General features: G+C 72.6%; 22 protein-coding genes and 1 tRNA gene. 13 read left to right on the top strand and 10 right to left on the bottom strand.

The features are described from left to right. Positions 1-79 precede the first annotated feature (79 nt). Positions 80-1,405 (top strand): hypothetical protein, encoded by a 1,326-nt coding sequence (locus ASF35_RS03295; protein WP_235499099.1) that lies wholly within the window; start codon positions 80-82, stop codon positions 1,403-1,405. Between the two features lie 90 nt (positions 1,406-1,495). Here the strand turns inward: ASF35_RS03295 and ASF35_RS03290 are convergent, their stop codons facing one another. Further along, positions 1,496-2,542, bottom strand: a complete 1,047-nt coding sequence (locus ASF35_RS03290; RefSeq protein WP_055962718.1) for an NAD-dependent epimerase/dehydratase family protein — start codon at positions 2,540-2,542, stop codon at positions 1,496-1,498. Next, positions 2,539-3,330, bottom strand: a complete 792-nt coding sequence (locus ASF35_RS03285) for an S-methyl-5'-thioadenosine phosphorylase (protein ID WP_055962713.1) — start codon at positions 3,328-3,330, stop codon at positions 2,539-2,541. The genes ASF35_RS03290 and ASF35_RS03285 overlap by 4 nt, the downstream gene beginning before the upstream one ends. A 101-nt stretch (positions 3,331-3,431) precedes the next feature. Here ASF35_RS03285 and ASF35_RS03280 point away from each other — a divergent pair, with 101 nt between their 5' ends. Continuing rightward, the gene (locus tag ASF35_RS03280) at positions 3,432-3,797 is read left to right on the top strand and encodes a UBP-type zinc finger domain-containing protein (RefSeq protein ID WP_055962709.1); all 366 of its coding nucleotides are present in this window, start codon (positions 3,432-3,434) and stop codon (positions 3,795-3,797) included. 22 nt (positions 3,798-3,819) lie between these two features. Here ASF35_RS03280 and ASF35_RS03275 read toward each other — a convergent pair whose 3' ends face one another. The 3 genes from ASF35_RS03275 to arsB all read right to left on the bottom strand — a co-directional run bounded on the left by ASF35_RS03275 (position 3,820) and on the right by arsB (position 6,739). After that, the gene (locus ASF35_RS03275; protein WP_055962706.1) at positions 3,820-5,190 is read right to left on the bottom strand and encodes an NAD(P)-binding domain-containing protein; all 1,371 of its coding nucleotides are present in this window, start codon (positions 5,188-5,190) and stop codon (positions 3,820-3,822) included. A 77-nt stretch (positions 5,191-5,267) separates the two neighbouring features. Then, a complete protein-coding gene (locus ASF35_RS03270) occupies positions 5,268-5,672 on the bottom strand; it encodes an arsenate reductase ArsC (protein ID WP_156364891.1) in 405 nt (134 codons plus the stop codon). Continuing rightward, positions 5,669-6,739, bottom strand: coding sequence for an ACR3 family arsenite efflux transporter (gene arsB / locus ASF35_RS03265; protein WP_055966115.1), 1,071 nt, complete (start codon positions 6,737-6,739; stop codon positions 5,669-5,671). The genes ASF35_RS03270 and arsB overlap by 4 nt, the downstream gene beginning before the upstream one ends. 206 nt (positions 6,740-6,945) lie before the next feature. Between arsB and ASF35_RS03260 the strand changes: the two genes are divergently transcribed. Next, complete coding sequence (locus tag ASF35_RS03260) at positions 6,946-7,305, top strand: helix-turn-helix transcriptional regulator (protein ID WP_055962702.1); 360 nt, start codon at positions 6,946-6,948, stop codon at positions 7,303-7,305. Positions 7,306-7,317: 12 nt separating this feature from the next. Beyond that, positions 7,318-7,839, top strand: a complete 522-nt coding sequence (locus ASF35_RS03255; RefSeq protein ID WP_082495343.1) for a GNAT family N-acetyltransferase — start codon at positions 7,318-7,320, stop codon at positions 7,837-7,839. A 150-nt stretch (positions 7,840-7,989) separates the two neighbouring features. Here ASF35_RS03255 and ASF35_RS03250 read toward each other — a convergent pair. Beyond that, a tRNA-Gly gene (locus tag ASF35_RS03250) sits at positions 7,990-8,063 on the bottom strand. 49 nt (positions 8,064-8,112) lie between these two features. Here ASF35_RS03250 and ASF35_RS03245 point away from each other — a divergent pair. Genes ASF35_RS03245 through ASF35_RS03235 form a run of 3 tightly spaced genes read left to right on the top strand, consistent with a single transcriptional unit; the run spans position 8,113 to position 10,068 of the window. Continuing rightward, positions 8,113-8,541, top strand: coding sequence for a cyclopropane-fatty-acyl-phospholipid synthase family protein (locus tag ASF35_RS03245; RefSeq protein ID WP_055962699.1), 429 nt, complete (start codon positions 8,113-8,115; stop codon positions 8,539-8,541). Positions 8,542-8,600: 59 nt separating this feature from the next. Next, positions 8,601-9,290 (top strand): SGNH/GDSL hydrolase family protein, encoded by a 690-nt coding sequence (locus ASF35_RS03240; protein ID WP_235499098.1) that lies wholly within the window; start codon positions 8,601-8,603, stop codon positions 9,288-9,290. Between the two features lie 25 nt (positions 9,291-9,315). Then, on the top strand, positions 9,316-10,068 hold the full coding sequence (locus ASF35_RS03235) for an enoyl-CoA hydratase (protein ID WP_055962693.1): 753 nt from the start codon (positions 9,316-9,318) through the stop codon (positions 10,066-10,068). A gap of 102 nt (positions 10,069-10,170) precedes the next feature. Here ASF35_RS03235 and ASF35_RS03230 read toward each other — a convergent pair whose 3' ends face one another. Continuing rightward, positions 10,171-11,085: a LysR family transcriptional regulator gene (locus ASF35_RS03230; RefSeq protein ID WP_055962690.1), complete on the bottom strand. Its 915-nt coding sequence runs from the start codon at positions 11,083-11,085 to the stop codon at positions 10,171-10,173. A gap of 388 nt (positions 11,086-11,473) precedes the next feature. Between ASF35_RS03230 and ASF35_RS03225 the strand changes: the two genes are divergently transcribed. Both ASF35_RS03225 and ASF35_RS03220 read left to right on the top strand, forming a co-directional pair. Continuing rightward, positions 11,474-12,079: an HAD family hydrolase gene (locus ASF35_RS03225; RefSeq protein WP_235493071.1), complete on the top strand. Its 606-nt coding sequence runs from the start codon at positions 11,474-11,476 to the stop codon at positions 12,077-12,079. A 194-nt stretch (positions 12,080-12,273) separates the two neighbouring features. Then, positions 12,274-14,151 (top strand): acyl-CoA dehydrogenase, encoded by a 1,878-nt coding sequence (locus ASF35_RS03220; RefSeq protein WP_055962687.1) that lies wholly within the window; start codon positions 12,274-12,276, stop codon positions 14,149-14,151. 63 nt (positions 14,152-14,214) lie between these two features. Here the strand turns inward: ASF35_RS03220 and ASF35_RS03215 are convergent, their stop codons facing one another. After that, positions 14,215-15,126 (bottom strand): DMT family transporter, encoded by a 912-nt coding sequence (locus ASF35_RS03215; protein WP_200931714.1) that lies wholly within the window; start codon positions 15,124-15,126, stop codon positions 14,215-14,217. Between the two features lie 46 nt (positions 15,127-15,172). Here ASF35_RS03215 and ASF35_RS03210 point away from each other — a divergent pair, with 46 nt between their 5' ends. Then, positions 15,173-16,075: a LysR family transcriptional regulator gene (locus ASF35_RS03210; protein ID WP_055962684.1), complete on the top strand. Its 903-nt coding sequence runs from the start codon at positions 15,173-15,175 to the stop codon at positions 16,073-16,075. On the opposite strand, the gene ASF35_RS03205 is transcribed toward ASF35_RS03210, so the two are convergent. Next, positions 16,065-16,475, bottom strand: coding sequence for a DoxX family protein (locus tag ASF35_RS03205; protein ID WP_055962679.1), 411 nt, complete (start codon positions 16,473-16,475; stop codon positions 16,065-16,067). The two genes, ASF35_RS03210 and ASF35_RS03205, sit on opposite strands and share 11 nt — an antisense overlap. Positions 16,476-16,592: 117 nt before the next feature. Here ASF35_RS03205 and ASF35_RS03200 point away from each other — a divergent pair, with 117 nt between their 5' ends. Both ASF35_RS03200 and ASF35_RS03195 read left to right on the top strand, forming a co-directional pair. Next, positions 16,593-17,108: a hypothetical protein gene (locus ASF35_RS03200; RefSeq protein ID WP_156367937.1), complete on the top strand. Its 516-nt coding sequence runs from the start codon at positions 16,593-16,595 to the stop codon at positions 17,106-17,108. After that, on the top strand, positions 17,109-17,903 hold the full coding sequence (locus ASF35_RS03195; protein ID WP_055962673.1) for a maleylpyruvate isomerase family mycothiol-dependent enzyme: 795 nt from the start codon (positions 17,109-17,111) through the stop codon (positions 17,901-17,903). Between the two features lie 13 nt (positions 17,904-17,916). Here ASF35_RS03195 and ASF35_RS03190 read toward each other — a convergent pair whose 3' ends face one another. Continuing rightward, positions 17,917-18,714 (bottom strand): DUF4344 domain-containing metallopeptidase, encoded by a 798-nt coding sequence (locus tag ASF35_RS03190; RefSeq protein WP_055962670.1) that lies wholly within the window; start codon positions 18,712-18,714, stop codon positions 17,917-17,919. A gap of 52 nt (positions 18,715-18,766) precedes the next feature. Between ASF35_RS03190 and ASF35_RS03185 the strand changes: the two genes are divergently transcribed. Then, positions 18,767-19,699 (top strand): oxidoreductase, encoded by a 933-nt coding sequence (locus tag ASF35_RS03185; protein WP_055962667.1) that lies wholly within the window; start codon positions 18,767-18,769, stop codon positions 19,697-19,699. The last annotated feature ends 7 nt before the right edge of the window (positions 19,700-19,706 follow it).

The following is a 19,706-nucleotide window of genomic DNA, read 5'->3' as shown; positions in this document are numbered from 1 at the left end:
GGGGTCCTGCGACAGGCGCTCGACCACGTTCCCCCGGGACGGCCATGCGTCCCCTGGGTTCGCCGGATAGCGTGGCGCCATGCTGGCCCGCCCCCGCACGGCCGTGCTCTCGGCACTGGTCGGCCTCGTGCTGGTGATCGCCGCGATGGCGGTCCCGGCCGTCCTCTCCGACGACGTGCGCGTGCACTGGCCCCCGCTCCACGCCTTCTGGGGCCCGCGGTTCGATCCCCTCCTCCTGGTCGCCGTCGCGACGGCCGTGCTGCTCTGGTCGGCGCTGCCCCGGGCGTGCCGCGATCTCCCGTGGCGCGTCGTCGTGGTGCTCGCGACCGTCTCGTCGTGGCTCTGGACGTGCGCGCTCGGGCTCAGCGACGGGCGCTACGGCTTCAGCCGCGTGTACGGACGCAAGAGCGAGTACCTCAACGACGCGACGGAGGTCCGCGACGTCCCTGCCGCGCTGCACGACTTCGTCGAGCGCATCCCCTCGGCCGCGGTCGACAACTGGCACACGCACGTGGCCGGGCACCCTCCAGGCGCCTTGCTGTCCTTCGTCGGTCTCGACCGCGTCGGGATCGACGACCCCTTCTGGGTCGCCATGGTCGTCGTGACGATCGGCGCCACGTCGGTGGCGGCGGTGCTGCTGACCCTCGACCTGCTCGGCAGCCGCGACCTGGCCAGGCGCGCTGCTCCCTGGCTCGCCCTGGCGCCGCTGGTCGTGTGGGCGGGGGTCAGCGCCGACTACTACTTCGCCGCGGTGGCGGCCTGGGGCCTGTACCTGCTCGCCCGGGCCGCGGTCGCGGTCGGACCCCGGTCCTGGGCGCTCGGCGTCGGGGCGGGGCTGCTGCTCGGGTGGTGCGTGTTCCTGTCGTACGGGCTCGTGCTGCTCGGCATCCTCGCCCTGGCCGTCCTCTGGCTGGCGCACGGTCGCGCCGCCGCCCGAGCGCGTGCGGGCTGGCGGGCGCTGCCGTGGGCCGTCGGCGGGGCCCTTGTCGTGACGGCGGCCTTCTCGGCGTACGGGTTCCACTGGTGGGAGGCCTACCCGGTGCTGCGCGAGCGCTACTACGAGGGCATCGCGTCCGAGCGCGCCTACGGCTACTGGGTCTGGGCCAACATCGCGGCCTGGACCTTCACCGCAGGTCTCGCCGTGTGGGCCGCGTTCCCTGCCGCCGTCGACGCCGCTCGCCGTCGCGTCCCGCTCGCCGTGCTGGCCGGCGCGGGCGTGGCCACGATCGTCGCGGCCACCCTGTCGGGCATGAGCAAGGCCGAGGTCGAGCGCATCTGGCTGCCGTTCACGATCTGGGTCGTCGCGATCCCCGCCCTCCTGCCGGACCGCTGGCAGCGCCCTCTCCTCGCCTCCCAGCTGGTCCTCGCCCTCCTCGCCCAGACCCTGCTCATCACCCGCTGGTGACGGCCGAGCCGGCCCTCGTCTCGGACAGGTGCGGGGCGGTTAGGAGCCCGCGGACGCCCCGCAGGTGTCCGAAACGGGGGGCGTAGACCCTCAGCGGCGACGGAGCGGGTCGGTGGCCAGGCGGGCGATGCCGTCCTCGGGCGCGATCTCGGCGCGGAAGCCGAGACCCTCGGCGGCCTTGTCGGGCGAGGCGAGCACGTGCCGGACGTCGAAGACCCGCGCGTCGCCCGTCACCTCCGGCTCGGGTCCGTCGACGGCGCGCGACAGCACCTGCGCCATCTCGCCGATCGTGAACGGTCGCCCCGACGCCACGTTGTAGGCCGTCACGCCCACCGGGTGCTGCGCCACCTGCTCCACGGCCAGCGCGTTGGCCAGCGCCACGTCGTCGACGTGCACGAAGTCGCGCACCTGGGCGCCGTCCTCGAACACGCGCGGCGCCTCGCCCCGCTCGAGCGCGGACCGGAAGATCGCGGCCACGCCCGAGTACGGGGTGTCCGCGGGCATCCCCGGGCCGTACACGTTGTGGTAGCGCAGGGCGACGGCGTGGCCGGCCTGCAGCGTGCACCACGCGTCGGCGAAGTACTCCTGCGCGATCTTGGACGCCGCGTACGACGTGCGCGGTCGGATGGGCGCGTCCTCGGTGACCCGGCGCCACGTCACGTCACCACCGCACACGGGGCAGCGCGGGTCGAAGCGGCCGGCCGCCAGGTCGTCCTCGCGGCGCACCGCGGGCGGCACGTCGCCGTGGTCGGGGCAGTCGTAGCGACCGTCGCCGTAGACGACCATCGACGAGGCGAGCACGAGGTCCTGGACCCCTGCGCGGGCCATGGCGGCGAGCAGGCGTGCCGTGCCGAGGTCGTTGTGCTCGGCGTAGCCGGGCAGGTCCTGGGCGTCCACGCCGTTGCCGACCATGGCCGCCTGGTGGCACACGACGTCGACGTCGGCCAGGACGTCGTCGAGGTCGTCGGTGCGCAGGTCGAGCAGGTGCACGTCGGCGGGCGCGTCGTCCCGGGCGTTCGGTCCGTGCGCCATCGGCAGGTACGCGTCGAGCGCGACGACGTCGTGGCCGCGCTCGGCCAGCCGCAGCGCGATCCGCGACCCGATGAACCCGGCCGCGCCGGTCAGCAGGACCTTCACGGCAGCTCGAAGGGCAGGGTCATGCCGTCCACGGCCGATGCACAGGCGCAGTCGCGCTCTCCGATCGAGCCGACGACCCCGGCCAGCGTCGACTTGAGGGTGTCGGTGTGCTCCCGGAACACCTGGAACACCGCCTCCATGCTCACGGAGTCGCTGGCGTCGACCCCGGCGTCGTGGTCGGTGACCAGTGCCACGGTGGCGTAGCAGAGCGCCAGCTCGCGAGCCAGGATCGCCTCGGGGTGGCCGGTCATGTTGATGACGGCCCAGCCGTTCTCGGCGTACCAGCGCGACTCGGCGCGCGTGGAGAACCGCGGGCCCTCGATGACGACCATGGCGCCGCCGTAGGTCGGGTCGTGGTCGGCGAGACCCTCGAGCAGGTGGCCACGCAGGCGGTCGCAGTAGGGGTCGGCGAAGGAGACGTGCACCGCGCCGGTGTCGTAGTACGTCTGGGTGCGCGCGGTCGTGCGGTCGACCAGCTGGTCGGGGACCACGAAGCTGCCCGGACCCAGCTCGGGTCGCAGACCGCCCACGGCGCAGGGGGCGAGCACCTGGCGGACGCCCAGCGAACGCAGCGCCCAGAGGTTCGCTCGGTACGGGACCTGGTGGGCGGGGAAGCGGTGGTCGGCACCGTGCCGCGGCAGGAAGGCGACCGTCCGGTCCCCCACCTGGCCGACCGAGATCGGCGCCGACGGCGCGCCGTAGGGGGTGTCGACCTCGACCTGCTCGGGGTCGTCGAGGAAGGTGTAGAAGCCGGAACCGCCGATGACGGCGACGTCGGGTGTGGTCATGACCCCACCCTCCCAGCGCGCGGCGGCGCACGCACGCGGTGGGGTCGAGGAGGGGTCGTCGGACCCTCGCGGGCCGCGCCGGACCGGACTACCGTGGCGACATGTCAGAGACTCCCGGCCCCGAGAACTCGTCGATCGACGTCACGGTCAAGCCCTCGGGCGCGGGGTGCGTGGAGTGCCTCGCGGAGCCCGACGGGTGGTGGGTGCACCTGCGGCGCTGCGCGCAGTGCGGCCACGTGGGCTGCTGCGACAGCTCCCCCGCCCAGCACGCCACGGCGCACTTCCGCGAGTCCGGGCACCCGGTCGTGCAGAGCTTCGAGCCCGGCGAGGACTGGTTCTGGGACTACGCCTCCGAGACCGCCGCGCGAGGTCCCCGGCTGGCCGACCCGCAGTCGCACCCGGGCGACCAGACCGCACCCGGTCCGGCCGACCGCGTGCCCGAGGACTGGCGCGACCGCATCCACTGACCCTCGGCGGGCTTCTCCCGGCTCAGCGCGTCCCGACGCCGCCGATGCTCAGCACCTCGACCGCAGGTGCTCCGCAGCAGCCACCACCGTCGGCCGACTCGTCGTCGAACGTGCCCGCGCCCCCGCACACCCCGGTGTCCGGGAGCGTCAGCTCGACGCGCGCCGCCGCCTCGTGGTCGCCGGCGAGGGCCGCCGCGACCGACCGGGTCTGCTCGAAGCCGGTGAGCGCCAGGAACGACGTGGCTCGGCCGTACGACTTCATGCCGACCGGGTAGTACCCGACCTCGGGCTGGGCCAGCTCGGCCACGCCGTGCGGGTAGACGGTGCCGCACGAGTGCTCGTTGGGGTCGATGAGCGGGGCGAGGGCGCGCGGTGCCTGCAGCACGGGGTCGAGGTCGAGGCGCAGCTCGTCGGTCCACCCGAGGTCGGGGCGGAACCCGGTGAGGGCGAGGACCTCGTCGACTTCCTCGACGACCTGCCCGTCGAACGCGACGAGGTCGAGGCGGTCGTCGTCGCGTCGCCGGACCTCGGCGGTGCGGAAGCCGGTGCGCGTGGTGACGGGGCCACGGTCGACGGCGGCCCGGGCCAGCTGACCGAGGGCGCCGCGCTGGGGCAGCTCGTCCTGGCCCGACCCGGCGAAGGCCGCACCCACGCGGCTGCGGCGCACGAGCCAGGTGATCGTCGTGCCGGGATCGCTCTCGGCCAGTGCCGTGAGCGCCAGCAGGGCGCCCTTCGCGGACGCTCCGGTACCGGCGACCACCATGTGCCTGCCGGCGAACCGGGAGCGCTGGACCGCCTGGTCGAGGTCGGGCACCCGGTAGCCGATGCGGTCGGCGCTCTCGCGCTCGCCGAGAGCGACCACGCCGTCGCCGCCCAGTGGGTTCGGCGTGCCCCAGGTCCCCGTGGCGTCGACGACGGCTCGGGCCGCCAGGTGCTCGGTGCCGGCGGAGGCGCGCAGGTGGAGGGTGAACGCCGACCGGTCCCGGCCCGAGCTGACGAGGCGGTCGCGACCGTGGCGGGCGACGGCCGTGACCCGGGTCCCGTAGCGCACGGCCGGAGCGAGCACCTCGGCCAGCGGGCGGAGGTAGTCGTCCACCCAGCGGGCGCCCGTCGGGTAGCGGTCGGGATGCGGCGGCTCCCAGCCCTGCTCGAGCAGGAGCTCGCGGGCGACCGGGTCGACCAGCTCGCGCCAGGGCGAGAACAGCCGCACGTGGCCCCACTCGGCGACCGCGGCGCCGGGGCCCTCGCCGGCCTCGAGCACGAGGTGCGCCACGCCACGACTCCTGAGGTGCGCCGCGGCGGCCAGGCCGGTGGGCCCCGCTCCCACGACGACGACGGGCAGGTCGGCCGGGCCGGGGCTGATCGACGTGGCACTGGACGACGTGGGGCTCATGCGGACTCCTCGGTCAGGACATCGACGACTATCGATGTGTTGAGCCTAGCCCTCCATCGATGGATGTCAATGGATGGTCAGGAGAGCGAGGCGATCAGCGTCTCGACCCGGCCGCGGATCTCGTCGCGGATGGGTCGCACGGCGTCGATGCCCTGGCCGGCGGGGTCCTCGAGCACCCAGTCCTCGTAGCGCTTGCCCGGGAAGTAGGGGCACTCGTCGCCGCAGCCCATCGTGATGACGACGTCGGAGGCCTCGACGGCCGAGTCGGTCAGCTTCTTCGGCTGCTCGCCCGCGATGTCGATGCCGACCTCGGCCATAGCCTGCACGGCCACCGGGTTGATCGCGTCGCCGGGCATGGAGCCGGCCGACAGCACGTCGATGCGGTCACCGGCGAGATGGTTCAGGAAGCCGGCAGCCATCTGGGAGCGTCCGGCGTTGTGCACGCAGACGAACAGGACGCTGGGACGGGCGGAAGGGTTCACGAGGTCTCCTGGGTGGCGAAGAAGCGGCGCGCCCAGAGGGCGACGTAGACGAGGCCGACGAGCACCGGGACCTCGATGAGGGGACCGACGACACCGGCGAGGGCCTGGCCCGACGTGACCCCGAAGGTGCCGATGGCCACGGCGATCGCGAGCTCGAAGTTGTTGCCGGCTGCAGTGAAGGCGAGGGTCGCGGTCTTGGCGTAGCCGAGGCGCAGCGCGTGGCCCAGCACCATGCCGAGGGCGAAGGTGATCGCGAAGTACGCCAGCAGCGGCAGGGCGATGCGCACGACGTCGAGCGGACGGCTCGTGATGGCGTCGCCCTGGAGGGCGAACAGCACGACGATCGTGAACAGCAGGCCGTAGAGCGCCCAGGGGCCGATCCGCGGCAGGAAGGTCGACTCGTACCAGTCGCGGCCCTTCGTCCGTTCGCCGATCGTGCGGGTGGCCCAGCCCGCGACGAGCGGGATGCCGAGGAAGACGAGCACGCTGACGGTGATCGACCAGATGGAGAACTCCGCCGACGTGGTCTCGAGGCCGAGCCATCCCGGCAGCGTCTGCAGGTAGAACCAGCCGAGGGCGGCGAAGGCGAACACCTGGAAGACGGAGTTGACCGCGACCAGCACGGCCGCCGCCTCGCGGTCGCCGCAGGCCAGGTCGTTCCAGATCAGCACCATCGCGATGCACCGGGCGAGGCCGACGATGATGAGGCCCGTCCGGAACTCGGGCAGGTCGGGGAGCATCAGCCACGCGAGGGCGAACATGAGGGCCGGGCCGACGAGCCAGTTGAGGACGAGGGAGGCCAGCAGGAGCCGCTTGTCGCCGGTCACGCGCGACGTCTCGTCGTAGCGGACCTTCGCCAGCACCGGGTACATCATCACGAGCAGGCCGATCGCGATCGGCAGCGAGACCGAGCCGATCGAGACCGACTCGAGGGCCTCGTCGAGACCGTCGATCGTGCGGCCGAGCACCAGGCCGACGACCATCGCCAGGACGATCCACACCGGCAGGAAGCGGTCGAGCCTCGACAGCCTCGCGATCGCGTCCTCGTCGGTCGACGCGTTCTCCATCGCCGTGCGGTCCACTCGTTGCTCCTCGGGTCGCCGTCCGACGCAGGCGAACTGCATCGACGTCGGTCTATGTACAGGTCACCGTAGCGGTCGATCCGCGGCGTTGTCAGGCTCGGGGCGGACCATGGCGGTGAACATCGGGTGAACGCGCCCGGGGGTCCGCTCGGGCCGGCCCGGGGTCACCGTGACTGGGGCATACTCGCCTCATGGCCCAGACCGTCCCCGCGCCGCCGAGCGGCTGTGGAACGCCGCTGACGTCGGCACCCATCGAGCGTGACGAGGCCGTCGAGCTGGCCCGCACGTTCAAGGCGCTCGGCGACCCGACGCGGGTGCGACTGCTGTCGCTCGTGGCCGCGCACGAGGGCGGCGAGGCCTGCGTCTGCGACATCACCGAGCCGGTCGGGCTGAGCCAGCCCACCGTCTCGCACCACCTCAAGGTGCTGGTGGAGGCGGGCCTGCTGGCACGCGAGCAGCGCGGCACGTGGGCCTACTACTCGCTCGTGCCGGGTGCGCTCGCGCGCGTGGCCGGCGTGCTCGCCGACGCCGACGTCGACGCGACCGTCTGACCCGCTTCCCCCGTGCAGCGCTCGGAGATCACGCTGGTCCCCCTGACGGAGCGCCACTGGCCGCAGGTCGAGAGGATCTACGCCGAGGGCATCGCCGCGGGCAGCGCGACGTTCGAGACCGCGCCGCCGTCGTGGCGGGACTTCGACGCCTCCCGCCTGCCCGGCCATCGGCACGTGGCCCTGCGCGGCGACGGTGACGTGGTGGGTTGGGTCGCCTGCTCCCCCGTCTCCACCCGCGCCGTCTACGCCGGCGTGGTGGAGCACTCGGTGTACGTCGCAGCGTCGGCGCGGGGCCGCGGCGTCGGCGGGCTGCTGCTCGGCGCCCTCGTCACCTCGACCGAGGCGGCCGGCATCTGGACCATCCAGTCCAACGTGTTCCCCGAGAACGAGGCGAGCCTTCGGCTGCACGCCGCCCACGGCTTCCGCGTCGTCGGCACCCGCGAGCGCATCGGCCGGGCCGCGGTCGGCCCGTACGCGGGACACTGGCGCGACACGGTGCTGGTCGAGCGGCGGAGCCGTAGGGCGGGGCTCTGAAGTCTCGGCGCGATGAAGCCGATGACGAAATCCCTCAAGGGGCCACTTCGCGGCGTGGAGCCGATAACGGGATCCCTCGCGGGGCGACTTCGGCGCGGAGGGGGGCCCGACTCGATTCCCGACATCGGCGAGGGAGCGCCTTCGGCGCGATGGAGCCGATGACGGGAATCGAACCCGCGTGTCTTGCTTGGGAAGCAAGCGCTCTGCCATTGAGCTACATCGGCCGGTGATGTCAGGGTACCCAACCGGCGGGCGAGCGGCGACGATGGGAGCGTGCCCGCCCCGCCGTCAGCCCGCATCCTGGCCGCGGTCGACGCGCTCCCGCTCGAGCCCGGGATGCGGGTGCTCGAGATCGGGTGCGGTCCCGGCGCGGCCGCCCGCGAGGTCGTCCGACGCCTCGGACCCGATGGCTTCGCCCTGGCCACCGACCGCTCCGCGACCGCCGTCGACCAGTGCCGACGTCACGCTGCCGCGGAGATCGCGGCCGGGCGGCTCGACGTCCGGCAGGTCGCCGTCGAGGACCTCCTGCTCGAACCCGACGAGGCGCCGTACGACCTCGCGTTCGCGCTGCGGGTGGGCGCCCTCGACGGCCGTCACCCCACTCTCGCGTCGCGGGCTCTTCCTCGTGTCACGGCCGCCCTCCTGCCCGGCGGACTCCTCCTCGTGGGCGACGGCGCCGACCTGCGCGACCCCCGCGGCTGACGCGTGAGACCGCTCACCTGACCTGCGCGATCACCATACCGTTGCTTCACTTGGTGATCGTGACGACGTTCGACTACTCCAACCTGAGCGATCGGCCGCCCGGGCCGGTGGTCTCGAAGCTCGCGCTGGTGCTCCCCGGCGTGCGCAGCGTCATGGGCCAGGTGGAGCCCTACGCGCGGTGGTGGGAGGACAGCAACCGTCGCGCACTCGGCTCGGGCCGGCCGTTGTGGGTCGCGCTCGGCGACTCCATGACCCAGGGCATCGGCGCCAGTGCTCCGGACCGCGGCTGGGTCGGCCAGATCGCGGCCGACCCGCCCACGAGGATCCGCGACGCGGCCGTGCTCAACCTGGCGTTCAACGGTGCACGCGTGCTCGACGTGCTCGAGCGGCAGCTCCCGGCGCTGGACCAGGTCCGCGAGCAGGGCCACGAGATCGCGCTCGTCACCCTGCTCATCGGCAACAACGACCTCATGAGCCCCAAGTGGAGCAGGCTGCTGCCCTCGGCGATCGAGACGCTGCTCGACGCCGTGCCGCACGGCACCGTCGTCGCGACCCAGCCCGGTCTGCAGCGCTCCGCCGCTCGCTTCAACCGGGCCGTCGACGCCCACGAACGGGCCGGGGAGATCGTGATCGCCGACTTCCGGGTCCCCCACATGCGCGACTGGCGCGGGCGCCTCGCCGAGGACCGGTTCCACCCCAACGACCGCGGCTACGCCGGCATGGCCGACGTCATCCGGCACGCCCTCTGAGGCGTCCCGCCGGTACGGTCGCCGCATGTCCTACGTGCTGCTGGAGTCCGACGGTCCGCTGCGGACCATCACGCTGAACGACCCGGAGCGGCTCAACGCGCTCGACTGGCCACTGCTCGACGAGCTGCGTCAGGCGGTGGCCACCGTGGCCGCCGACGAGGAGGCCCGCGCCCTCCTGGTGACCGGCGCCGGCCGGGCGTTCTGCTCGGGCGCCAACGTGGGCAACCTGTTCGGTGACCGCACCCGGCCCGTCGACGAGCTGCGCGACCACCTCATGAAGGTCTACGCCTCGTTCCTGCCCATCCGCGACCTGACGATCCCGACGATCGCCGCGGTCCACGGGCCCGCGGTGGGAGCCGGCCTCAACATCGCGCTCGCGTGCGACGTGATCGTGGCCGGCCCCAAGGCGGGGTTCGGACCGACCTTCACCCAGATCGGCCTGCACCCCGGCGGCGGCTGCACCTGGATGCTCACGCAGCGCATCGGCTCGGCCAACACGGCCGCCGCGCTCTACGCCGGCGACGTGATCGGGGCCGACCACGCGCTGCGGCTCGGCATCGCCCAGGAGCTCGTGGACGACGCGCCGACCCGCGCCCGGGAGCTGGCCCTGAGCTGGTGCGAGCGCAACCCCACCCTGATGGCGCACGTGAAGGAGTCCGTGCGCGTCGCGTCGACGTCGGACCTCGTCGCGTCGCTCGAGGTCGAGGCGCAGTTCCAGGCCGAGTCGCTCTCGAGCCCGGAGTTCGAGCGCTTCGCAGCCCGATTCTCGAAGTCCTGACACCTGCACGGTTCGCCTACGTCTGCACGGGAAGCAACCCGTGCAGACGTAGGGGAAACCGTGCGGACCGGAAGATACCCAGGTCGACCTGGGAATCTGCGGTCAGGCGGCGCCGTGGGCGTCGGCGACGAGCCGCGCCTCCTCGCGCAGGGCCTGGACGACGAGGCGGACGGAGGGGCGCTCGAAGCGGTCGGGACGCAGCACGGCGGAGATGTCGCGGCGGGCGCGGACGCCGATGAGCGGGCGGGTGACCAGGCCGTTGCTGTGCTCGCGGGTGGTGAAGCGCGGGAGGATCGCCAGTCCGTGGCCGCCGGCGACCATCGCCTCCACCACCCCGTTGTCGGCGAAGCGCTGCGCCACCCGCACCGGCTGGCCGGTGGCGACCACCACCTGCTCCAGCACCCGGTCGAAGGGATAGCCGGGCGGGACCCCGATCCACGTCTCGTCCACCACGTCGCGGGGCGACAGGCTCGCCTTCCGCGCGAGCGGGTGGTCCTCGGGCAGGGCGACGTCGAGCGGCTCGCTCATGAGCGGCACCACCTGCAGTCCGCGCTCGTGCCACGTGGCCGACGTCGTCGGCGCGTCCGACAGCACCACGTCGTGGTCGGCGGTCAGGTCACCGGCCGCCTCGGGGTCCTCCAGGTCGGTGCACACCAGCTCGACGTCGGGCCGCTCGGCCATGCGGGTCAGCAGGCCCGGCAGCAGCATCTCGCCACCTGTCGGGAAGGTCACGAGGGTGACGCGGCCGGCCGGCTGCTCCATGAAGGCGCGCCAGTCCCCCTCGGCGCGCTCGATGGCCACGGCGATGTCGGTGGCCGCTCGGGCCAGCGCCCGCCCCGCCTCGGTCAGGGCGACGCCGCGGCCGGCGGCCTCCACGAGCGGGTAGCCGGCCTCCTTCTCGAGCGCCTTCAGCTGCTGGGAGACCGCCGACGGTGTGACCCTCATCGCGTCGGCGACGGCCCCGACGGAGCCGCGTTCCGACAATTCCCTGAGAACCATGAGGCGGCGCACGTCCATGTAGAGATGCTACACGTTACATGTAGTTCTCTTCGCTTGTCCTTGACGATGAGCAGGGTCATCCTGAGAGGGAAGAACCACCCCCCGACCCTCCCGAGGAGGCCCCCACCATGCTCGCTCTCTCCGTGCTCGGCGCGATCGTCGTCACCATCGGTGTCACCAAGACCGCCTACCTCGTCGCGACCGACGGCTACGGCCGCATCCCGACCATCCGGCGCTTCTGACGCGGTCGCCGGTCCGCCGCCCGCGTCCCGGCAACCCCCCCACCCACGTCTGACCGCACGACGTCCGCGGCCGGGTCCCGACGCCCCGGCCCTGCGGCCTGCAGGTCAGCATCACTCGCAGCCACCGTCCACCCCCGGGACGGTGGCTGCGTAGTCTTCACGACGTGAGCCGCCTCGTCGTCGGGTTCGACCTCGACATGACGCTCGTCGACTCCCGTCCCGGCATCGGCGCCACCTACCGGGCGCTGTCCGCCGAGACCGGCACCCCCATCGACGTCGACCTCGTGACGTCCCGCCTGGGTCCGCCGCTCGAGCACGAGCTGGCGAACTGGTTCGCGGCCGAGGACGTCCCGGCCGCCGCCGACCGCTACCGCGCCCTCTACCCAAAGCTGGCAATCCCCCGCGTCGAGCTGCTCCCCGGCGCGCGCGAGGCGGTGCAGGCCGTGCTCGACGCCGGCGGCGAGGCGTTCGTCGTCACCGGCAAGAACACCCACAACGCCCGTCTGCACCTGCAGCGCCTCGACGTCGAGCTCGACGTCGTGGGCGACGTGTGGCGCGAGGGCAAGGCCGACGTCTTCCGCGAGCGGGGCGTCGCGGCCTACGTCGGCGACCACGTGCACGACATGGACGCCTGCCGCTCGGCCGACGTCGTCGGCATCGCCGTGCCCACCGGCCCCTGCACCGCCGACGAGCTGCGTGCCGCCGGCGCCACCCACGTCGTGCCCGACCTGCTCGGCGTCGTGGACCTGGTTCCGTCGCTCACGTCCTGATCCGCACAGCAGCGCACGTCCGTCCCTCGGGGGCGTGTCCAAGAACATCGTGCGAGGTGGGCCGAATGACTTGTGTCGAGCCCCTGATCTGCGGATACTTAAGTTACCAGCCGGTAGCACTCACGAGTAATCCTCGCGCACCGGACCCCTGAATGCGTGCACCGCACGCGCCCCCGACCCAGGAACAGGCAGTCATGAGCCACTACAAGAGCAACCTGCGTGACGTCGAGTTCAACCTCTTCGAGCTGTTCGACCGCCAGGACGTCCTCGGCGCCGGCCCGTTCGAGGAGATCGACTTCGACACCGCCAAGAGCATCCTCGGCGAGGTCGACCGCCTCGCCCGCGAGGACCTCGCCGCATCCTTCGACGACGCCGACCGCAACCCCCCGGTCTACGACCCCAGCGCCATGACGGTGGCGATGAACCCCGCGTTCGTCAAGAGCTACCAGGCCTGGATGGATGCCGAGTGGTGGCGCCTGCAGGTCCCCGAGGAGCTCGGTGGCCAGCGCACCCCCGCCTCCATCATCTGGGCCACCGCCGAGTTCGTGCTGGGCGCCAACCCGCCCATCTGGATGTACGCCGCCGGCCCCGCCTTCGCGCGGATCGTGTTCGAGAACGGCACCGAGCGGGACAAGAAGATCGCCGGCCACATGGTCGAGCGTCAGTGGGGCGCCACCATGGTGCTCACCGAGCCCGACGCGGGCTCCGACGTCGGCGCCGGCCGCACCAAGGCCTTCCCGAACGAGGACGGCTCCTGGAACATCGAGGGCGTCAAGCGCTTCATCACCTCGGGCGAGCACGACATGAGCGAGAACATCATGCACCTCGTGCTCGCGCGCCCCCAGGGCGTCGAGGGTGCCGGCGGCCCCGGCACCAAGGGTCTGAGCCTGTTCCTCGTGCCCAAGATCCACTTCGACCACGAGACCGGCGACCTGACCGGCGAGCGCAACGGCGTCTACGTCACGAACGTCGAGAAGAAGATGGGCATCAAGGTCTCCACCACCTGCGAGGTCACCTTCGGCGACCCGTCCACCGGTGGCGGCGAGCCGGCGAAGGGCTGGCTGCTCGGCGAGGTTCACAACGGCATCAGCCAGATGTTCCGCGTCATCGAGAACGCGCGCATGATGGTCGGCGCGAAGGCCATCGCCACGCTGTCGTCGGGCTACCTCAACGCGCTCGAGTACGCCAAGGAGCGCGTCCAGGGCGCCGACCTCACGCAGGCCTCCGACAAGACGGCCCCGCGCGTGACGATCACCCACCACCCCGACGTGCGCCGCTCGCTCATGACGCAGAAGGCGTTCGCCGAGGGCCTGCGCTCGCTCGTGTTCTACACGACCACGTGGCAGGACGCGATCATGCAGAAGGAGGAGTCCGGCGAGGACGCCTCCCTCGAGGAGTCGGTCAACGACCTGCTGCTCCCGATCGTCAAGGGCTACGGCTCAGAGCGCTCCTGGGTGCTGCTCGGCACCGAGTCGCTGCAGACGTTCGGCGGCTCGGGCTTCCTGCAGGACTACCCGATCGAGCAGTACGTCCGCGACGCCAAGATCGACACCCTCTACGAGGGCACCACGGCGATCCAGGGACAGGACCTGTTCTTCCGCAAGATCGTGAAGGACAAGGGTCGTGCGATCGGCTACCTGGCCGAGCAGGTCGGCGAGTTCGTCAAGAGCGAGGCCGGCAACGGTCGCCTCAAGGTCGAGCGCGAGCTGCTCGCGACGGCCCTCGACGACGCCCAGGCCATCCTGGGTGCCGCGTTCACCGACCTCATGGCCAGCAACCCGGCCGACGAGAAGGGTGACGTCAAGAACCTCTACAAGGTCGGCCTGAACACGACGCGCCTCGTGTACGTGCTCGGCGACCTCGTCGTGTCGTGGCTGCTGCTGCGCGGCGCCGAGGTGGCGCTGGCCCGGCTCGACGAGGGCGTCACCGGCTCCGACAAGGCCTTCTACGAGGGCAAGGTCGCCGCGGCGTCGTTCTTCGCTCGCACCGTGCTGCCCCGCCTGACGGCGGAGCGCGCGATGGCCGAGAACGTCGACGCGAGCATCATGGAGCTCGACGAGGCCGCGTTCTGATCGCCTGACCTCCACGACGACGCCCCACCCGGTCGCGGGTGGGGCGTCGTCGTGCGTCTGGAGTCAGGCGGACGGGGTGGGTGCCGCGGGCACGGTCTCGCGGCCGCCCGAGCGCGTGGCACCCACGCCGGCCGCCACGACGCAGACGAGACCGAGCACGGCAGCGACGTCGGGCACCTGGTCGAGCACGACGAGCCCGACCACGAGGGCGATGGCCGGCTCCAGGCACATGAGCGTCCCGAACGCGGCGGTCGTGAGGCGGCGCAGCGCCAGCATCTCGAGCGCGAACGGGACCACCGGCACGAGCAGGGCCAGTCCGATGCCGACGACGAGCAGCTCCAGGTCGAGATGGCCGATCGTGGCCGGCCCCGCCACCAGCGTGGCGACCAGACCGGCGACCGGCATCGAGACGCCCAGCCCGACCACGCCGTCCACGGCGTCGCCCACCTTCTGCGTGTAGACGATGTAGGCCGCCCAGCAGCAGGCCGCGCCGAGCGCGTACAGGACACCCAGACCGTCGGTCTCGCCGCTCCACGGCTGGGTCAGCAGGAGCACGCCCGCCGCGGCCAGCGCGGGCCACGCCCACGTGCCGCGCCGACCGCGGAGCACCGCGACGGACAACGGCCCCAGGAACTCCAGGGCGCTGGCCGTACCGAGCGGCAGCCGAGCGACGGCGGCCATGAACAGCATGGTCACGCCGGCCGTCACCACGCCCAGCACCACGCAGGCTCGCAGCGCGGCCGGACTCAGGCGTCGACGCCAGGGTCGGACGAGCAGCAGCATGATGACGCCCGCCCACGAGAGCCGCAGCCACGCCGCGCCCTCCGAGCCGATGCGGTCGAACAGGCCGACGGACGCAGCGAGGCCGATCTGCGCGGAGGTCATGGAGCCGAGCGCCATGAGCGCGCCACGTGAGGCGGGCGTCGGGTTCTTCTGCACCCCGCCATCGAACGCCACCGCGCCATCCGTGTCCACGCGACATTGATGGACAGATCGTCCGTCGATCATGGACGATCATGAGGTGAACACCGACCGCCTCGTCGTGCTGCTGGAGCTGGCCCGCCACGGGTCGATGCGCGCCGTGGCCGACGTGCTCATGACGAGCACCTCCACCGTCTCGCAGCAGGTGGCTGCCCTGGCCCACGAGGTGGGCACGCCGCTCGTCGAGCCCGACGGCCGCGGCGTCCGACTCACCCCCGCAGGACGTCGGCTGGCCGACCACGCCGTCTCGATCCTCGCCGCCGTCGAGGCCGCACGCACCGACCTCGACCCCGACGCCGAGCCGGCCGGCACGGTCCGTGTCGCCGGCTTCGCCACGGCCATCCGGTCCACCCTGCTGCCCGTCGTCGAGTCCCTGGCCGGAAGCCACCCCGACGTCCACGTCGTGGTGCACGAGCTGGAGCCCGGGGAGGCCCGCGAGGCGCTCCTCGCCGACCGGATCGACCTCGCACTCGTCTACGACTACGACCTGGCGCCCGTGACCCTCGACCGGGCGATCGATGCCGAGCCCCTGTGGCGGGCACCGTGGGGCCTGGGAGTGCCGACGTCCGACGCGCCGTCGGTCGACCTCGCAGCGCCCGACCTGCTGCGCCGCCACGCCGATGATCGGTGGATCGGGAACTCCCGCAACACGGCCGACGAGGAGGTGCTGCGGGTCCTGGCGTCGATGGCCGGGTTCGAGCCGCGGGTCGAGCACCTCTCCGACAGCCTCGACCTCGTGGAGGACCTGGTCGTGGCCGGGCTCGGCGTCGGGATGCTGCCGCTCTGGCGTGCGCCGCGCGACGGCGTGACCGTGGTCCCCTTCCACGACCCGGGCGTCACGATGCGCACCTACGTCTGGACGCGCCGAGGGCGAGCGACGTGGCCGCCGCTCGCCCTCGTGCTGGAGCGCCTCGCGGGCGCCCCGGGAGTCGTCACCAGCTGACGAGCGCCCCGGTGATCGTGTACGGCGCGAAGTCCGTCGACAGCAGGACGAACAGCGCGAGCGCGCCGCCGGCGAGCGCGACGTTCTTGTTGAACGCGACCATCTCCATCTGCTTGGCCTGGCCGTCGCTCTCCTTCCAGAACGCGTGCATCAGCACGGCGGTCACGAGGAGCAGCACGGCCAGCCCGAGCGCGCCGATGTCGCCCCAGATGCCGAGCAGCACCGACAGGCCGCCGGCGAGCAGCGCGACGCCGCTGATCTGCACGAGCAGCTTGGCGTTGGAGAGGCCGCGCGACTCGGCGTAGCCGGCCATCGCGCCGGTGGCCGTCAGGTGGCCGATGCCGGACCCGATGACGAGGTAGGCGAACAGGATGCGGGAGATGAGGAAGACCTCGTCCATGGCGGACTCCTAAAGAAGGTGAATGTTCAACCATCGTCCTCGTTCGACGTGCCGCGGTCAAGCACCGACGCGCGTGGTCACACCGGCACCTCGCCCGAGGTGTGCCAGAGTGAGCGCGTGCGTCTGACCAACCCGCTCTGGTACCTCGCGGCGCTCTTCGTGGTCCTCGGCGGGTGGATGGTCGGCACGATCGTCGCGGCCGGCTCGTGGGACCACGTGCGCGACGCGACGCTGGAGTCCGTCACCGAGCGCGTCGACGCCGGCGGGGGGTCGCTCGCGGTGTTCACCGACGTCCGCCAGCCCGAGCGCGACGTGACCTGCACGGCCACCCCGCCGGGCAAGAGCGCGAAGCCGGTCGAGCTCGAGAAGGCGCCGATCGACCTGACCGTCGCGCGCGACGGCTCCACCTGGTACCTCATCGCGTTCGAGCCCGAGGGTCGTGACGAGGTGGCCATCCGGTGCACCCCGCGCGACCGCGCCGCCGACGCCGCCACCTATCGGGTGGCCGTCGCCGAGGGCGTTCTCGACCGGGCCCGGCTGGGCGCGGGCCTCACCTGGATCGCCACCGCGGTGGGCGTCGTGCTCGCCATCGCCACGTGGTGGACCCGACGCAAGAGCCATCAGGAGAGCTGAATGCTGCAGACCTACATCGACGCCTGGCTCGCCAGCGCCCGCGACACCCTCGCCCTGCTCGAGGACCTCGACGACGCGCAGTGGTCGACGCCCACCGACCTGCCGGGCTGGACGGTCGCCGACGTCGCGTCCCACCTGGCGCACCTCGAGGCGGTGACGGCCGGGCACGTGGTCGACGAGGCACCGACCACCGCCTCGCCAGGAAGTCTCGCGTCGGCCTACACCGAGGCCGGCGTCGAGGCACGCCGCGGACTCTCCCGCGAGCAGGTGCTGACCGAGCTCCGTGCCGGCATCGACGCGCGGGCCGACCGCCTGGCCGACGCGCCGCCGACCGACCCCGCGGCCCGCGCCGACCACACGCCCGCCGGCGTCGGCTGGACGTGGGACACGATGCTGCGCAACCGCACCGTCGACATCTGGTGCCACGAGCAGGACGTCCGCCGCGCCGTGGGCAGGCCGGGCAACCTCGACTCGCCCGCCGCGGTCGTCACCACGCACACCTTCTCCTTCGCGATGCCGTACGTGCTGGGCAAGAAGGTCGGTGCCACCGCGGGCACGTCGGTGCTGTGGGACCTCACCGGCCCCCTCGCCATGCAGGTGGGCGCCACGGTCGGCGACGACGGTCGAGCCCGTCCCGGCGTCCCCGGATCGCCGTCGGCCACCCTGACCCTGTCGTCGGACGCCTTCGCCGTCCTGGCGGCGGGCCGACGGGGCCCGGGAGCGGTCGACGTCGGGATCGCCGGCGACACCGACCTGGCCCACCGCGTGCTGGAGCAGATGGCCGTCACCTTCTGACGACCCTGCGGCGTCAGCCGCGCAGCGCGTCGACGTCGTCGAGCAGCTCGCGCCAGCCCAGGCGCAGCCGGTCCCACTCGTCCTCGCAGAGGTCCGCCCGGTCCTGGGTGAGCGGCTCGTCGTCGACCAGGTCCTCCCAGGTGGCCGGGTCGGACCCGTACAGGTAGCAGAGGTAGTTGACCGCCCGCGCGGCGTCGGAGGAGTGCTCGTCGTCGGGGTCGGCCTCGTAGGCCGACGCGAGGATCTCGTACTCGAAGGCCGACGACAGGAGCGCGTCGGTCGACGCCTCGTCGCCGGACTCGGCGAGCCGCCAGGCGGCGAACTGGTCGGCCACGTCCTCCTCACGCCCCGTGAAGGGCAGGTCGAGCAGGTCGATCAGGGCGTGCCCGGCCTCGTGGAAGAACGTCTCGCGCCAGATGCCCCGGAGCGTCTCGTCCACGTCGTCGGCGTCCGCGTCCTCCAGCTCGTCGCGGCTCGACTTCACGTCCTGCAGGCAGAGCTCGACGAGCGCCTCGCCCTGAAGGTAGCCGGTGCCGTCCTTGCAGGTCGTCACCTCGACGGTGAGCTCCCGCGGCAGGGCCACGACGGACCGCAGGTCCTTCGCGGCCTCCTCGAGCACACCGCTCTCGCGCACGTCGTCCTGCCAGCCGCGCCACGCCTCGGGCACGTCGGGATAGGTGACGACGACCTTCGCGCCGGCCCCCGCGTCCCCCACCGGGACAGACGACACCTCCTCGGCCGAGGAGGACCCGAGGACGAACCCTGCGACGGCTGCGACGACCACGGACACGACGACGAGGACCCTGCTCACGAGCGGATCATAGGTCCGGCGCGGCTCGCCGGAGGCCGCTACCGTTCATCCCATGAGCTGGAGCGCGCAGGACATCCCCGACCTCACCGGCACCCGAGCGGTCGTCACCGGCGTCACGGGCGGGCTCGGCTTCCACACGGCCCTCGAGCTGGGCCGCAAGGGCGCCGCCCTCGTGGTCACCGCACGGAACCCGAAGAAGGCCGACGCCACCGTCGCACGGCTGCGGGCCGAGCTGCCCGACGTCGACCTCGAGACGCTCGCCCTCGACCTGGCCGACCTGGCCGACGTCGAGCGCGCCGCCGGCGAGCTCACGTCGCGCCACGACCGGATCGACCTGCTGGTCAACAACGCCGGCATCATGATCCCCCCGAAGAGCGCCACCGCCGACGGCTTCGAGCTGCAGATGGGCACCAACCACCTCGGGCACTTCGCCTGGTCCGCGCGGCTGTGGCCCGTGCTGAAGGCCAGTGACGCGCGCGTGGTCACGGTCTCCTCCCTCGCCCACACCGGTGCCAAGGGCGTCGACCTGCGAGCCCTCACGCCCGAGGGCTCGCCGCGGCGCTACCGCCGCTGGCAGACCTACGCGGAGTCCAAGCTGGCGAACCTGTCGTTCGCCCTCGAGCTCGACCGGCGCGCGAAGGCCGCCGGCCTCGGCGTCGTGAGCACCGCGGCCCACCCCGGCTACGCCAACACCGAGCTCCAGCAGACCGGCCTCAAGATGGGCAACCCGATGCTCGGCTTCGGACTGCACCAGATCAGTCGCGTGGTCGGCCAGTCGGCCGCCGCCGGTGCCCTGCCCTCGCTGAGGGCGGCGACCGACGAGAGCTTCACCGGCGGCGAGTACGTCGGCCCGAACCTGCTCGGTCAGATGCGCGGCAAGCCCGTGCTCGTGGGCATGACCCGCGCCGCGCGCGACGAGGAGCTGGCCGACAACCTGTGGACCGCGTCCGAGCTGGCCACGGGCGTCACCTTCGACGTCGCCTGACCGGTTC

This window comes from Aeromicrobium sp. Leaf291 (genome assembly GCF_001423365.1).
GTDB lineage: Bacteria > Actinomycetota > Actinomycetes > Propionibacteriales > Nocardioidaceae > Aeromicrobium.
The sequence above is the reverse complement of the archived record's forward strand: the minus strand, read 5'-3'. Positions and strand labels throughout refer to the sequence as shown.